Origin of the sequence: Caballeronia sp. EK, from assembly GCF_014384845.1 — a bacterium.
GTDB lineage: Bacteria > Pseudomonadota > Gammaproteobacteria > Burkholderiales > Burkholderiaceae > Caballeronia > Caballeronia jiangsuensis.
The window spans coordinates 249,531-264,518 of the sequence record NZ_JACSUE010000003.1; the positions used below are offsets into that span (position 1 = coordinate 249,531).

Below are 14,988 nucleotides of genomic sequence, written 5' to 3' on the forward strand. Positions count from 1 at the left end.
TTGCATTCAATATGCTTGATGCATCATTCAGCCACGGTCATCGCGGCCGAAGCGGCATCGAAACTTTGACGGCGGCGCTCGCGCGCCAGCATGGCGAGTGAGATCGCCGCGATCACGCTCGGCACCGTGAGCAGCAGGAAGATGGTGCGAAAGTCGAACTGCTGGCCGAGCATCACGCCACCGAGAAGCGATCCCGTCACCGATCCGCTGCGGCCCACAGCGTTCGCCCACGCGACACCCGTCGCGCGGCTGCCGGTCGGATAGAAGCCTGCGGCGAGCGCATTGCCGCCGACCTGTCCGCCGCTCACGCAAACGCCGATGCCAAAGATCGCAACCACGATCATCGGCACCGATCCGCCCGCGAACGCACACAACACGATGAAACCCGCCGCGACCAGATATGCCGACGACAGCACGCGATGCGGCTCGCGGCGATCCATGAGGCGGCCAAGCAGGATCGCGCCCGCCGTGCCGCCGATCTGGAACGTCGCGCTCATGAACGACGCCTGCCTCAGCGATAGGCCATTGCTCGACAGAAGCGTGGGCATCCAGCTCGACAGCAGATAGACGATCAGCAGGCTCATGAAGAACGTGGCCCACAAGAGCAGCGTGCCCGCGAGCACGTCCGGCGCGAAGAGCGCGCGCACCGACGACTTCATCGGCGCTTCGCCTGCTTGAAAGCGCGTACCGACGGGCAGCGAAGGATCGATGCTTCGAGCGATATGCTCGATGCGTTCGTCGTTGCGCGCGGCGGTCCTACGCTTCGCGACGAGCAGAAAGCGCATCGATTCGGGCAACGCGACGATGAGAACGGGCAAGAGCAGCAGCGGCGCGGCGCCGCCGATGGCGAGAATGCCGCGCCATCCCACCTGCGCGAGCAACTGCGCGCTGACGAGACCGCCGAGTGCGGAGCCGACCGTGAAGCCGCAGAACATCAGCGTGACGAGGCCGGAGCGCCGCTCGCTCGGACAATACTCGGACGTCAGTGTGATCGCATTGGGCATCGCACCCCCGAGCCCGAGGCCCGTGATGAAGCGCAAAGCGATGAGCCACGCGAGATCCGGCGCAAAACACGATACGAGGCTCGCGGCACCGAACACGCCGACCGATCCGACGAGCACCGTCTTGCGTCCGAAACGATCCGCAAGCGGGCCGAAGATAAGCGCGCCCGCCATCAGACCGAAGAGTCCCGCGCCGAAGAGCGGAGCGAGCGATGCGGCAGTGAGATGCCATTGCTCGCGCAAGGCCGGCCCGATAAAGCCGATGGACGCGGTATCGAATCCATCGATGGCTACGATCAGGAAGCACAACAACAGGATGCGTTTCTGAAAGGAAGAGAGGGCGCGCGTATCGATGAATTGATCGACGCGCAAGGCGATGGGTGAGCTCAAGACTGTCTCCTTGTATCTCTGTTTTGCGAGGCCGTGTGAAGGGACGTTTTGCACGTCGGGGCTTCGCGGCATGTCGCTTGCGGTGAGGCGGCCTGCATCGGGCCGCATCTGTCCTGCGGATCATAGACATCGTGTGCGCGGTGTCCATAAAGCCGCATCGATAGACCTTATCGATGGCGTCGATACGTGGCGCGAACCACGCTGCGAGGTGGGTTATCGACGGGCTGAATGGCCGCGATCGAATTTGCTTTTATGAATGCGATGGACGGCCTTTTCAGGACTTGGTCCGCAAGTGAGAGCGATGAACGTACTTCCCAAGAACCGGCGGAAGAATCGATCACCGCTGAAGGGGCGGTGGCCCGTCTGGTATTGCGGGCGCGGAAAACAGGTCGCTTATGACGCGATGCGGACATCGAGCACCATGCGCACTTCGTTGTCGGCACGACGTTCGCATGAGCTTCTACGATGCAGTCGTATGGCTTAATGCGTGGAACCCGCTGAGCTATCCGGATGTGACTGGAAAGGCTCGCAGGCCGTGCGTGGGGGGCAGGAGTAGGGCAGAACGCGTCGGTGTGAATCGTCGCGGACACGATGCGACGATCGGCTGCCGCCGCGCGGTATCAAACATGCCGAATGCAAAATGCCATCGCGTACAAAGCATTTCGCATGCAAAACGCAAGAGGGCGACATCGCACGGATGTCGCCCTCTTGTGCAATAGCCAACCGAAATCGGCCGGCGATGCTGTCTGCTTACTGGCCGAAGTTGGCGCCGAGCGCACGCGGTTGCGTGCCGGTCGTGCGGCCCGACTGCGACGAGCCGTTGGTGACCGAGCCATAGTCGCTCGATTGGACCGGCGCCTGGGCGAGTTGCTCAGCGCTCACGCGGGCTTGCGCTGCCTGGATGTTCGACGGATACGACGGGTCGCTGATGTTCGGGTTATAGCCGGCCTTTTCGAGTTGAACGAGTTCGGCGCGCACCTGAGCGCGCGTGACCGGCGTATCCGCCTGTTGTGCAAACGAGAGTGCGGGAACGGCAAGAGCAGCGGCGACTGCGACTGCGGAAATGAACGTCTTCATGTTGACTACCTCCGATTCGGATATCTGATCGTGCTGCTGGTTTCGTGCTAAGCAGCTTGTGAACGGAGTGTAAAGACGAGCCTCCCGAAGATCATTCTCGTTTCCGTTGAATGATCTTTGTCGATATAGGAATAATTGCGTCGAGGCATTGTTGCATTGCGTGGAAGTGTCCGCGCAATGTCGGCGATGACAGGTTCGTGTGGTCCCTTCTTCTGCTGTGTCGACCTTGCACCGCATTATCAGCGTCACATTGGCCCGCTGTTTCTTTACGAATTTCGTAAAGATGCTTCTTTATACCAGTGAATGATCATCGACGGCTGTGCACCTACACTTCGGTCGTCCGCTCGGCATGTCTCGAGACTTCCAGCGCGCCGGGCTTCATCGAATAACAGGGAGAGCCGATCATGAAATCATGGGTCAATGCAGTCATCGCAGCCGCCGTTTTGTCCGCACCGCTTGCAGCCTTCGCACAATCGAGCGCGCCTGTGAGTCGCGCCGAGGTTCGCGGGGAACTCGTCCAGCTTCAGAAGGCCGGTTATTCGCCCATCGCGGAAGACGCGTCTTACCCGGCACGACTTCAGGTAGCCGAAACGCGCGTCGCCGATGCGCGCATCGCTCAGGCGCAGGCGGAAGGTTATGGAGCGTCGACGGGCGCGGCGTCGCGATCGGGCCGGGCGAGCAAGCGCGTCGATCCGCAGGGTGTGTTCTTCGGGCAGTAAAGCAGTTCAAGACGGTCGGCCATCGGCATCTGTGATGCCACGTTCTGGTCGATTGCATACGAAATTCGAAATGCGCTTCTCGGCGCGGCATGCGCGAACGTGAAGCAACCTCCGCCGCCGGCTAACCGGTGGTTTTGCCCAGTCCGTTTATACGGCTGGGCTTTTTTGCGTGTGTTCGGACCTCTCGTGAGACTAAGTTTTCGGGTTAACGCGATGCTATTTATGTCGAAATAGTTGCATGCAAAATTAATCAACCGTCCGGTCGGTTAATAGTTATACTCGCTCCATCGCATCTCAAAAAAGACGGCGGAGCCCCGCATGTACACCCAATCGCTCGACCTCCCGAGCCCCACGCAGGCCACTGACGCGGACCGATCCGCCTCATCCCCCGACCAAACCCGCTTCGACGCGGTGATGCAGGCCGATGGCAAGATCGAGCCGCAGGACTGGATGCCCGAGGCCTATCGCAAGACGCTGGTGCGGCAGATCTCGCAGCATGCGCACTCGGAAATCATCGGCATGCAGCCCGAGGGCAACTGGATCAGCCGCGCGCCGAGCCTCAAGCGCAAGGCGATTCTGCTCGCGAAGGTGCAGGACGAAGGCGGCCACGGCCTGTATCTCTACAGCGCGGCCGAAACGCTGGGCGTCTCGCGCGATCAGCTCGTCGCCGCGCTGCACGCCGGCCGCGCGAAGTACTCGAGCATCTTCAACTACCCGACGCCCACCTGGGCCGATGTCGGCGTGATCGGCTGGCTGGTCGATGGCGCGGCGATCATGAATCAGATTCCGCTGTGCCGCTGCACCTATGGGCCGTACGCCCGCGCGATGATCCGCATCTGCAAGGAAGAATCGTTCCATCAACGCCAGGGCTTCGACGCGCTGCTCGCGATGATGAAGGGCACGCAGGCGCAGAAGGACCTCGTGCAACAGGCGGTGAACCGCTGGTGGTGGCCGGTGCTGATGATGTTCGGCCCGAGCGACAAGGATTCGATTCACAGCGGCCAGTCCTTCGCATGGGGCATCAAGCGCATCTCGAACGACGACCTGCGTCAGAAGTTCGTCGATGCAACCGTCGAGCAGGCGAAGATTCTGGGCGTGACGCTGCCCGACGCCGATCTGAAGTGGAACGCGCAAAGAAACGCGCATGACTACGGCGAGATCGATTGGGAAGAATTCTGGCGCGTGGTCAACGGCGACGGCCCGTGCAACAAGGAGCGCCTCGCCACACGCGTGAAGGCGCACGACGAGGGCACCTGGGTGCGCGAAGCGGCGCTCGCCTACGCGGAGAAGCAAAAGGTCCGCGCCCACAAACAAGCTGCATGAGCATGGAGACGATGAAGATGAACAAGGAATGGCCGATCTGGGAAGTGTTCGTGCGCAGCAAGCAGGGACTGGATCACAAGCATTGCGGCAGTCTGCACGCACCGGATGCGGGTGCGGCGCTGCGCATGGCGCGCGACGTGTACACGCGCCGTCAGGAAGGCGTGAGCATCTGGGTGGTGCCCTCGGCGGCGATCACCGCATCGGACCCGGCGGACAAGGGCGAATTGTTCGAGCCCGCGGCCGACAAGATCTATCGGCATCCGACGTTCTTCGTGCTGCCCGACGAAATCAATCATATGTAAGGGCGACAGAGCTATGAGTCAGGACCATCTCGCCTACGTGCTGCGTCTGGCGGACAACGCGCTGATCCTCGGGCAGCGCAACGCCGAATGGTGCAGCCACGGCCCGGCGCTGGAAGAAGACATCGCGCTGGCGAACATCAGTCTGGATCTGATCGGTCAGGCGCGCCTGCTGTACACGCACGCGGCGTCGCTGGAAGCCGCGCTTAACGGCAGCAAGAAGACCGAAGACGACTACGCGTACTTTCGCAGCGAGCGCGAGTTCGCCAACTACACGATCGCGGAGTTGCCGCACTTCGGCCCACTCGCGGGCACGACGCGCGCCGAGCGCGATTACGCGGTCACGATCGTGCGCAACTTCCTGTACTGCGCGCTGATGATGGAAGTGTGGAGCGCGCTGCAGACATCGAGCGATGCGCAACTCGCGGCGATCGCGGCGAAGTCGATCAAAGAGACGAGCTATCACCTGCATCATGCGCGCGACTGGCTGGTACGTTTCGGCGACGGCACGGAGGCGTCGCATCGTCGTGCGCAGGCCGCGCTCGATTATCTGATGCCCTACACGCGCGAGTTCTTCGCCACCGATGCGGTCGAACAAGCTGTCGCCGATGCGGGCATCGCGCCGCTCGCAAGCGAGTTCGAAGCGGCATGGCGCGAGCAGGTCGCATCGGCGCTGGAAGAAGCCACGCTCGAAGCGCCCGCCGAGGTGAAACACATCACCACGGGCAAGCTCGGCGAGCACTCGGAGCACATGGGTTATCTGCTGGCGGAGATGCAGAGTCTCGCGCGGCAACATCCGGGCGCGAGCTGGTAAATGAATACCGCCAACGCAACCATCGAACGCGCGTGGGACGTGCTCGAAGCGGTGCCCGATCCGGAGATTCCGGTGGTCTCGATCCGCGAGCTGGGCATTCTGCGCGATGTGCGTCACGGCGACGATGGCGTGCTCGAAGTGGTGATCACGCCGACGTACTCGGGGTGTCCTGCGATGTCGCAGATTGCGGAAGACATCGCGCAGGCGATCGATCGTGCCGAGCTCGGCGCGCATCGCATCGAGACGGTGCTGGCGCCCGCGTGGACGACCGACTGGATCACCGATGAAGCGCGCGAGAAGCTGCGCCGCTACGGCATCGCACCGCCGACGGGCGCATGCAGCAGCACGGAAAAGCCGATCCGCTTCGTGCCTTACCAGAAAGCGACGATCGCCTGTCCGCGCTGCGGCTCAACGCACACGGAGAAGCTGGCGCAATTCGGCTCGACGGCGTGCAAGGCGCTGTATCGCTGCATCGACTGCCGCGAGCCGTTCGACTACTTCAAGCCGTACTGAGCCGAATCAACCGAATCAACCGAATCAACCGAATCAACGATAGCGAGCCGAAAAACATGGCGACTCCGCAATTCCATCCGCTGCGCATCCGTGAGGTCCGCCCCGAAACCGCCGACGCGTTCACCGTTTCGTTCGAGGTGCCGCCCGCGCTGCGCGATGCGTTTCGCTTCACGCAGGGTCAGTTCGTGACGCTCAAGACGCATATCGATGGCGAGGAGACGCGCCGTTCGTACTCGATCTGCGTGGGCGTGACCGACTACGATCGCGACGGCGAATTGCGCATCGGCATCAAGCGCGTGCGCGGCGGGCGCTTCTCGAACTTCGCATTCGATACCTTGAAGCCCGGCCACGAGATCGACGTGATGACGCCCGACGGGCGCTTCTTCACGCACCTGAACGCGGATCACGCAAAACACTACGTGGCGTTCTCGGGCGGCTCGGGCATCACGCCGGTGCTGGCGATCATCAAGACGACGCTCGATACGGAGCCGACGAGCCGCTTTACGCTCGTGTACGGCAATCGCAGCGTCGACGCGATCATGTTCGCCGAAGAGCTCGAGGATCTGAAGAATCGATATATGGATCGGTTCTCGCTGTATCACGTGCTCTCGGACGATCTGCAGGACGTGGAGTTGTTTAACGGCGTGCTGGATGAAGCGAAGTGCAAGGCGTTTCTGGAGACGCTGCTTTCGCCGGAGGAAATCGACGAAGCGTTCATCTGCGGCCCCGGCCCAATGATGGATGCAGCTGAAGCGGCGTTGAAGGACTCGGGTGTCGCACCGAAGCAGATACACGTGGAGCGTTTCGGCACGCCGTTGCCGCAAGCGGGGGTGCCGGCCATCGAGATCACGGAGAGCACGCCGGCGGCGGATCTGGAGTTGATCATCGACGGCAAGAAGCGCAAATTGCGGCTGCCGTATGAAGGCGTGAGCGTGCTCGATGTGGGCTTGAAAGCGGGCCTCGCGTTGCCGTATGCGTGCAAGGGCGGTGTGTGCTGCACGTGCCGCGCCAGAGTGCTCGAAGGCGAAGTGAAGATGGAGAAGAACTACACGCTCGAACAGCACGAAATCGATGATGGCTTCGTGCTGACTTGCCAATGTCATCCGGTGAGCGAGCGCGTGGTGGTGAGTTTCGACGAGCGCTAAAGAGACGCCGTCCTGATCCTTATGAAAGACGCGCATCGCAACGATGCGCCTGAAGCCGAAGCATTTCCAGAACAATCAATTCAAGCCCGAAGCCCTTAGCAATGTAACCATTGCGCGGCTTCGTGGCGATCGATCATCCTCCACATCGAGACTTGTCATGACTGAAGCCTTCATCTGCGATGCGATTCGTACGCCCATCGGCCGCTATGGCGGTGTTTTCAAAGACGTCCGCGCCGACGATCTCGGCGCCGTGCCCATCACCGCGCTCATGAAGCGCAACGCATCGGTGAACTGGACGCAGGTGGACGACGTGATCTACGGTTGCGCCAATCAGGCAGGCGAGGACAACCGCAACGTCGCGCGCATGTCCGGCCTGCTGGCGGGCTTGCCCATCGACGTGCCCGGCTCGACGATCAACCGCCTGTGCGGTTCAGGCATGGATGCAGTCGGCAGTGCTGCACGCGCGATCAAGGCGGGCGACGGCTCGCTCTATCTCGCTGGCGGCGTCGAGAGCATGACGCGTGCGCCATTCGTGATGGGCAAGGCGTCGAGTGCTTTCTCGCGTTCGGCCGATATCTTCGATACCACCATCGGCTGGCGTTTCATCAATCGTGCGATGCGCGAGCGTTACGGCGTCGAATCGATGCCCGAGACCGCGGAGAACGTCGCCGTCGATTTCGGTATCACGCGCGATGCGCAGGATCGCTTCGCACTGCGCAGCCAGCAGCGCGCCGCGCGCGCACAGGCCGATGGCACGCTCGCGCAGGAGATCGTTGCAGTGAATGTGCCGCAAAAGAAGGGCGAAACGATTGCGGTCGATCGCGACGAGCATCCGCGCGAAACCACGCTCGACACGCTCGCGAAGCTGAAGGGCGTCGTGCGTCCCGACGGCAGCGTGACGGCGGGCAATGCATCGGGCGTGAACGATGGCGCATGCGCGCTCATCATCGCGAACGAGGAGGCGGCAAAGCGCAATGGCCTCACGCCGCGCGCGCGCATCATCGGCATGGCGACGGCGGGCGTCGAGCCGCGCATCATGGGCATCGGTCCCGCGCCCGCGACGAAGAAGCTTCTCGCTCGCACGGGTCTCACGCTGGAACAGTTCGACGTCATCGAACTCAATGAAGCCTTCGCATCGCAAGGCATCGCGGTGCTGCGTCAACTCGGGCTCGCGGAAGACGATCCGCGCGTGAACCCGAACGGCGGCGCCATTGCGCTCGGTCATCCGCTCGGCGCATCCGGCGCGCGTCTCGTCACGACCGCGATGTACGAGCTCGAGCGCCGCAACGGCCGCTATGCGCTGTGCACGATGTGCATCGGCGTGGGCCAGGGCATCGCAATCGCGATCGAGCGGGTTTGAGGGCCGCGATACATGACACAGGCTATCCAGACATCGGCGATCGTGGGCGTGATCGGCGCGGGGGCGATGGGCGCGGGCATCGCGCAAGTCACGGCGCTCGCGGGGCACACCGTGCTGCTTTACGACCTCGACGCGAAAGCGCTCGATAAGGCGCACATCGGCATCGCGACGAACGTGCAGCGCCTGATCGACAAGAAGAAGCTCGATCAGGCAACAGGCGATGAAGCCGTCGACCGCGTGCGTATCGTTACGAATCTCGCGGACTTGCGCACGGCATCGCTCGTCATCGAAGCCGTCGCCGAAAGGCTCGACGTCAAGCGCGCGCTCTTCGGCGAGCTCGAAAACATCGTGACGCCCGAGTGCATACTCGCGACCAACACATCGTCCATTTCGATCACGGCGATCGCTGCGCCCCTGAAGCATCCATCGCGCGTGGTCGGCATGCACTTCTTCAATCCCGCGCCGCTGATGGCGCTCGTCGAAGTCGTGCGCGGCCTCGCTACATCCGATGATGTCGCGCGGACAGTGTACGCCACGTCGGCCGCATGGGGCAAGCAGCCGGTTCATGCAAAATCGACGCCGGGCTTCATCGTCAATCGCGTGGCGCGGCCGTTCTATGCCGAAGCTCTTCGTGTCCTCAACGAGCAGGGCGCGGACGCAGCTTCCATCGATGCAGTCATGCGCGATTCGGGCGGCTTCAGAATGGGCCCGTTCGAACTGATGGATCTGATCGGTCACGACGTGAACTTCGCCGTGACGCAATCGGTGTTCAACGCGTATTTCAACGATCCGCGCTTTACGCCTTCGCTGATTCAGCAGGAACTGGTGAACGCGGGCTTTCTCGGCCGCAAGACGGGCCGTGGCTTCTATGACTATGACGCCGATGCCGCGAAGCCTGTTGCGCGCATCGAGACGCATACGCGCACGCCTTCGAACATCGTGCTCGGTGAAAGCGCGCCGCTGTATGAGCATCTGCAAGCCCGCCTCGCGGATGCGAGCGCGAAGCGCAACGATATGCCCGGCCTCGTCGCTCAAATCGACGACGCGTATCTCTTTCTTTCCGATGGCCGCACCGCCACCGAACGCGCGCACGCGCTCGGCATCGACAACATCGTGCTGATCGATCTCGCGCTCGACTATGCGCGTGCGCCGAGCGTCGCGATCACGCGTGCGCGTCAATGCGACGACGATGCTTACGCCGCCGCAGCCGGCGCGCTGACAAAGGCTGGCTATGCCGTGGTGCCGTTGAACGATATCGCCGGCATGGCCGTAATGCGCACCGTCGCGATGCTCGTCAACGAAGCGGCAGACGCGGTGAATCAGGGCGTCTGCACGAGCGCCGATCTCGATCTCGCGATGGAGAAGGGCGTGAACTATCCGCTCGGGCCGCTCGCGTGGGGCGAGCGCATCGGCATCGCACGCATTCACGATGTGCTGCTTCATCTCGCAGCGCATTACGGCGAAGACCGCTATCGCGCATCGCCGCTCATTTCGGCTCTGCGCTATTCGGGCCAGCGCTTCCACTAAAGCGCATTCGCGTCATTCATCGATCATTCATTCAATCATGCAGGAGACAACCGTGGTCCAATCCAATGCACAGCAAGGCGAACTGGAACCGATCGAGCGCGCGAGCCGTGACGAACTTCAGGCGCTGCAACTCGAACGCCTGAAGTGGTCGTTGCGACACGCCTATGAGAACGTGGCGCACTATCGCCGCGCATTCGATGCGGCAGGCGTGCATCCGGATGACCTGCGCGAGCTGTCCGATCTCGCGCGGTTTCCGACCACGACGAAAACCGATTTGCGCGACAACTATCCGTTCGGGCTCTTCGCGGTGCCGCGCGATCAGGTCGTGCGTGTGCATGCATCGAGCGGCACGACGGGCAAGCCGACAGTGGTCGGCTACACCGCGAAGGACATCGACACATGGGCCAATGTCACCGCGCGCTCGATTCGCGCCGCGGGCGGGCGCAAGGGCGATACGCTGCACAATGCATTCGGCTATGGCCTCTTCACGGGCGGCCTCGGCATTCACTACGGCGCGGAACGTCTGGGCTGCATGGTCGTGCCCATGTCAGGCGGGCAGACCGAGAAGCAAGTGCAACTGATTCGCGACTTCGAGCCGAAGATCATTCTCGTCACGCCGTCGTATATGTTGAATCTGCTCGACGAGATGACGCGCCAGGGCATGGACCCGGCCAACACGTCGCTCAAGATCGGCATCTTCGGCGCAGAGCCGTGGAGCCAGGGCTTGCGCAGCGAGATCGAAACGCGCGCGGGCATTCAGGCGCTCGATATCTACGGGCTGTCGGAAATCATGGGTCCGGGCGTCGCGTGCGAATGCATCGAAACGAAGGATGGCCCGACCATCTGGGAAGATCATTTCTATCCCGAGATCATCGATCCGGTCACGGGAGAAGTGCTTCCCGAAGGCAGCACGGGCGAACTCGTTTTCACGTCGCTCACGAAGGAAGCGATGCCGATGATCCGCTACCGCACGCGCGATCTCACGTCGTTGCTGCCGCCGAGCGCGCGCTCGATGCGCCGTCTCGCGAAGATCACGGGCCGCTCGGACGACATGCTCATCATTCGCGGCGTGAACGTGTTCCCGAGCCAGATCGAGGAATTGATTCTCGCGATTCCGCGCCTGAGCGGGCAGTATCAACTGTGCGTTTCGCGCGAGGGTCACATGGATTCGCTGTCCGTTTCCGTCGAAGCGCGCGCCGAAGTCTGCGCGACGTTGAACGATAGCGAGCGTGCAGGTCTCTCGCGCGAGCTTCAAAGCCGCGTCAAGACGATGGTCGGTGTGTCGACGCAAGTGCGCGTGCTCGATTCCGGCGAGCTGCCGACGACCGCCACGGGCAAGGCGAAACGCGTGCTCGACCTGCGTCCCGCGACCGTCTAAAAGCCCTGTTTCTTTAAGCGCCTCGCGTTCCGCGAGGCGCAATCCGCTTCCCACCAATTGGAGTTCGCGCTCCGATTCCGGTGCGGCCTCGCATTCTTCTGCAGAAATCCTTCCGCATAAACCCTCGCAACCGTTTGCGCGAATTGTTTTGTAAGCTTCTGTTGTGTCATCGTAGCGGGTGCATTCGCGCAGTAGTCGAAGAGTATTCGAATAACGAACACCAAACGGGGCAGGCAGAATTTAGATGTGGATCGTCAGACTCGCGCTCAAGCGCCCGTACACGTTCATCGTCCTGTCGCTGCTTTTGCTGATCATCGGTCCGCTCGTCATCCTGCGCACACCGACCGATATCTTTCCGAACATCGATATTCCCGTAGTCAGCGTCATCTGGTCGTACACGGGCTTGCCGCCCGATCAGATGGAGCGCCGCATCACGCTGAACTACGAGCGTGGCTTGTCGGTGGCGGTGAACGACATCGAGCATATCGAGTCGGAATCGCTGCCGGGCATCGCGGTGATTCGCATCTACTTTCAGCCGAACGCGAATGTCGATGAAGCGATCGCCGAGATCACCGCGCTCTCGCAGACGCAATTGCGCTCGCTGCCGCCGGGCATCACGCCGCCTAACATCCTGCGCTTCAATGCATCGACGGTGCCCATTCTGCGGCTCGCGTTGTCGTCGGCGGAACTCACCGAGCAGCAGCTCTACGACTTCGGCAACAGCTTCCTGAAGACGCAACTCGCGACCGTGCAGGGCGCATCGGTGCCGCTGCCTTATGGCGGCAAGCAGCGGCAGATCATGGTCGATATCGACTCGCGCAAGCTGCAGGCGAAGAACCTCGCGCCGACCGATGTCGTCAACGCGATCAGCGCGCAGAATCTCATTCTGCCCACGGGCACGACGAAGATCGGCTCGACGGAATACTCGGTCGGCCTGAACGCGAGTCCCGGTTCGATCGAAGGGCTCAACGACATACCGATCCGCACGGGTCCGGGCGGCACGATCTATATCAAGGACGTCGCGCATGTGCGCGATGGTTTTCAGCCGCAGACCAATATCGTGCGCGTGGACGGCACGCGCGCATCCTTACTCACGATCAATAAGAGCGGCAATGCATCGACGCTCGATATCGTCGCGCGCGTGAAGAACCTGTTGCCGACGTTACGCGGCATGGTGCCCGAGTCGCTCAGGATCGAACCGGTAGCGGATCAGTCGCTCTTCGTTCGCGCATCGGTGTCGGGCGTTTTGCGTGAAGCGGTGATCGCGGCGGGGCTGACTGCGTTGATGGTCCTGCTCTTCCTTGGAAGCTGGCGCGCGACGCTCATCATCGCGATCTCGATACCGCTGTCCATGTTGACGTCCATCGTCGCGCTGTCCGTGATCGGGCAGACCATCAACATCATGACGCTCGGCGGTCTCGCGCTCGCGGTCGGCATTCTCGTCGACGACGCGACAGTTGCAATCGAAAACATCAGCCAGAACCTGGAAGAGGGCAAGGAACTGGAGCAGGCGATTCTCGATGGCGCACAGCAGATCGCCGTGCCGACGCTCGTATCGACGCTCTCGATCTGCATCGTGTTCATCCCGATGTTCCTCCTGACCGGCGTAGCGCATTACCTCTTCGTGCCGATGGCCGAGGCCGTCGTGTTCGCGATGCTCGCGTCGTACTTCTTCTCGCGCACGCTGATCCCGACGCTCGCGAAATACCTGTTGCGCCATCACGAGCACATGGGCGGCGATGTCGAATCGATGAAGGGCTCGCGCAATCCGTTCGTGCGCATCCATCTCGCGTTCGAGCGCCATTTCGAATCCGTGCGCAATCGCTATCGACGTTTTCTCGAAGCGCGCCTCACGCATCCGGGACGCTTCGCGGCGCTCTTCCTGTTGTGCTGTCTGCTCTCGCTCGGGCTTGCACCGTTCCTCGGACGCGACTTCTTTCCGTCGATCGATTCGGGCGTGATCGCCCTGCATTTGCGCGCGAAGACCGGCACGCGTATCGAGGAAACGGCGGCGCTCACCGATCGAGTCGATGCACGCATCAGGCAACTGATTCCACGCGGCGAGATTCGCTCGATCATCGACAACATGGGCTTGCCGGTGTCGGGCATCAACCTCTCGTACAGCAACACGGGCACGGTCAGTTCCGCCGACGCCGACGTGCTCATCAGCCTGAACGAAAATCACGCGCCGACCGAAGGCTATATCCATGAATTGCGAAAGCGCCTGCCGCAAGAGTTCCCCGGCGTGACGTTCTCGTTTCTGCCCGCGGATATCGTCAGCCAGATTCTCAACTTCGGCGTGCCCGCGCCCATCGACATAGCCATCACCGGACGCGATGCGCAGGCCAATCGCGCGCTCGCGAACCGCTTGCTGGAAAAGATTCGCCGCGTGCCGGGACTCGTCGATGCGCGCATCCAGCAGCCGTCCGATCTGCCGTCGATCAATGTCGAAGTTGATCGCACCAAGGCGCTGCAAGCGGGCTTCACGCAGCGCGATGTCGCGAACAATTTGCTCATCACGCTTTCGGGCAGTCAGCAGACGACGCCCACGTTCTGGCTCAATCCCGTGAACGGCGTGAGCTACAACGTCATCACGACGGCGCCGCAATACGACATGGACTCGCTGCAATCGGTGGCGAACATTCCGGTCACGTCCGCGAGCGGCAAGACGAATATTCTCGGCGCGCTCGCATCGCTGTCGCGCAGCGCGCGCGATGCGGTCGTCTATCACTACAACGCACAGACCACCATCAATCTCTATGCGACGACCGAGCGGCGCGACCTCGGCGCGGTGTCCGACGACGTGCAGCGCATCATCGACGAAGCGCGCGGCGAGCTGCCCAAGGGCTCGTCGATCGACATGCGCGGTCAGGTCGAGACGATGAACGGATCGTTTTCCGGTCTCGCGTTCGGCCTCATTCTCGCGGTCGTGCTCGTGTATCTGCTGATCGTCGTGAACTTCCAGTCGTGGCTCGATCCGTTCATCATCATCACCGCATTGCCGGGCGCGCTCGCGGGCATCGTGTGGATGTTGTTCCTCACGCACACGACGCTGTCGATTCCCGCGCTGACGGGCGCGATCATGTGTATAGGCATCGCGACCGCGAATAGCATTCTCGTGGTGAGCTTCGCGCGATCGGCGCTCGCCGAGCACGGCGATGCGGTGCGTTCCGCGCTCGAAGCGGGCTATTCGCGCTTCAGGCCCGTGCTGATGACGGCGCTTGCAATGATGATCGGCATGGTGCCGATGGCAATCGGCCTCGGCGAAGGCGGCGAGCAGAATGCGCCGCTCGGGCGCGCGGTGATCGGCGGTCTGATGGTCGGCACTATCGCGACACTGTTCTTCGTGCCGGTCGTGTTCTCGATGATCTACCGGCGCATGGAAGCGCGCGGCAAGGGACCGGACGCGGCGGCCAGAGAAGCGGCGCAATAGAACGAATCA

13 protein-coding genes are annotated in these 14,988 nt (G+C 62.2%); 11 read left to right on the forward strand and 2 right to left on the reverse strand.

What is annotated here, in order from left to right; genetic code table 11:
* Positions 1-23: 23 nt before the first annotated feature.
* On the reverse strand, positions 24-1,391 hold the full coding sequence (locus IAG25_RS09790) for an MFS transporter (RefSeq protein WP_255503620.1): 1,368 nt from the start codon (positions 1,389-1,391) through the stop codon (positions 24-26).
* Between the two features lie 228 nt (positions 1,392-1,619).
* On the opposite strand from IAG25_RS09790, the gene IAG25_RS09795 reads away from it, so the two are divergent.
* The gene (locus tag IAG25_RS09795) at positions 1,620-1,790 is read left to right on the forward strand and encodes a hypothetical protein (RefSeq protein WP_187604689.1); all 171 of its coding nucleotides are present in this window, start codon (positions 1,620-1,622) and stop codon (positions 1,788-1,790) included.
* Between the two features lie 351 nt (positions 1,791-2,141).
* On the opposite strand, the gene IAG25_RS09800 is transcribed toward IAG25_RS09795, so the two are convergent.
* A complete protein-coding gene (locus IAG25_RS09800; protein WP_187604690.1) occupies positions 2,142-2,468 on the reverse strand; it encodes a DUF4148 domain-containing protein in 327 nt (108 codons plus the stop codon).
* 404 nt (positions 2,469-2,872) lie between these two features.
* Between IAG25_RS09800 and IAG25_RS09805 the strand changes: the two genes are divergently transcribed.
* The 10 genes from IAG25_RS09805 to IAG25_RS09850 all read left to right on the forward strand — a co-directional run bounded on the left by IAG25_RS09805 (position 2,873) and on the right by IAG25_RS09850 (position 14,979).
* Positions 2,873-3,187, forward strand: a complete 315-nt coding sequence (locus IAG25_RS09805) for a DUF4148 domain-containing protein (RefSeq protein ID WP_187604691.1) — start codon at positions 2,873-2,875, stop codon at positions 3,185-3,187.
* A gap of 318 nt (positions 3,188-3,505) precedes the next feature.
* Entirely contained in the window at positions 3,506-4,510 is a 1,005-nt protein-coding gene (paaA, locus tag IAG25_RS09810; protein WP_187604692.1) for a 1,2-phenylacetyl-CoA epoxidase subunit PaaA, read from the forward strand.
* A 17-nt stretch (positions 4,511-4,527) separates the two neighbouring features.
* Positions 4,528-4,812, forward strand: coding sequence for a 1,2-phenylacetyl-CoA epoxidase subunit PaaB (paaB, locus tag IAG25_RS09815; protein ID WP_014191517.1), 285 nt, complete (start codon positions 4,528-4,530; stop codon positions 4,810-4,812).
* Positions 4,813-4,825: 13 nt separating this feature from the next.
* Positions 4,826-5,623: a 1,2-phenylacetyl-CoA epoxidase subunit PaaC gene (gene paaC, locus IAG25_RS09820; protein WP_187604693.1), complete on the forward strand. Its 798-nt coding sequence runs from the start codon at positions 4,826-4,828 to the stop codon at positions 5,621-5,623.
* The gene (gene paaD / locus IAG25_RS09825; RefSeq protein ID WP_187604694.1) at positions 5,624-6,136 is read left to right on the forward strand and encodes a 1,2-phenylacetyl-CoA epoxidase subunit PaaD; all 513 of its coding nucleotides are present in this window, start codon (positions 5,624-5,626) and stop codon (positions 6,134-6,136) included.
* A 56-nt stretch (positions 6,137-6,192) separates the two neighbouring features.
* On the forward strand, positions 6,193-7,281 hold the full coding sequence (gene paaE / locus IAG25_RS09830) for a 1,2-phenylacetyl-CoA epoxidase subunit PaaE (protein WP_187604695.1): 1,089 nt from the start codon (positions 6,193-6,195) through the stop codon (positions 7,279-7,281).
* A 157-nt stretch (positions 7,282-7,438) separates the two neighbouring features.
* Complete coding sequence (pcaF, locus tag IAG25_RS09835) at positions 7,439-8,641, forward strand: 3-oxoadipyl-CoA thiolase (RefSeq protein WP_187604696.1); 1,203 nt, start codon at positions 7,439-7,441, stop codon at positions 8,639-8,641.
* 12 nt (positions 8,642-8,653) lie between these two features.
* Positions 8,654-10,168 carry a 3-hydroxyacyl-CoA dehydrogenase gene (locus IAG25_RS09840; protein WP_187604697.1) on the forward strand — a complete coding sequence of 505 codons (1,515 nt, stop codon included), beginning with the start codon at positions 8,654-8,656 and terminating at the stop codon, positions 10,166-10,168.
* Between the two features lie 37 nt (positions 10,169-10,205).
* A complete protein-coding gene (gene paaK / locus IAG25_RS09845; protein WP_187604698.1) occupies positions 10,206-11,546 on the forward strand; it encodes a phenylacetate--CoA ligase PaaK in 1,341 nt (446 codons plus the stop codon).
* Between the two features lie 244 nt (positions 11,547-11,790).
* Positions 11,791-14,979, forward strand: a complete 3,189-nt coding sequence (locus IAG25_RS09850; protein ID WP_187604699.1) for an efflux RND transporter permease subunit — start codon at positions 11,791-11,793, stop codon at positions 14,977-14,979.
* Positions 14,980-14,988: the final 9 nt, after the last annotated feature.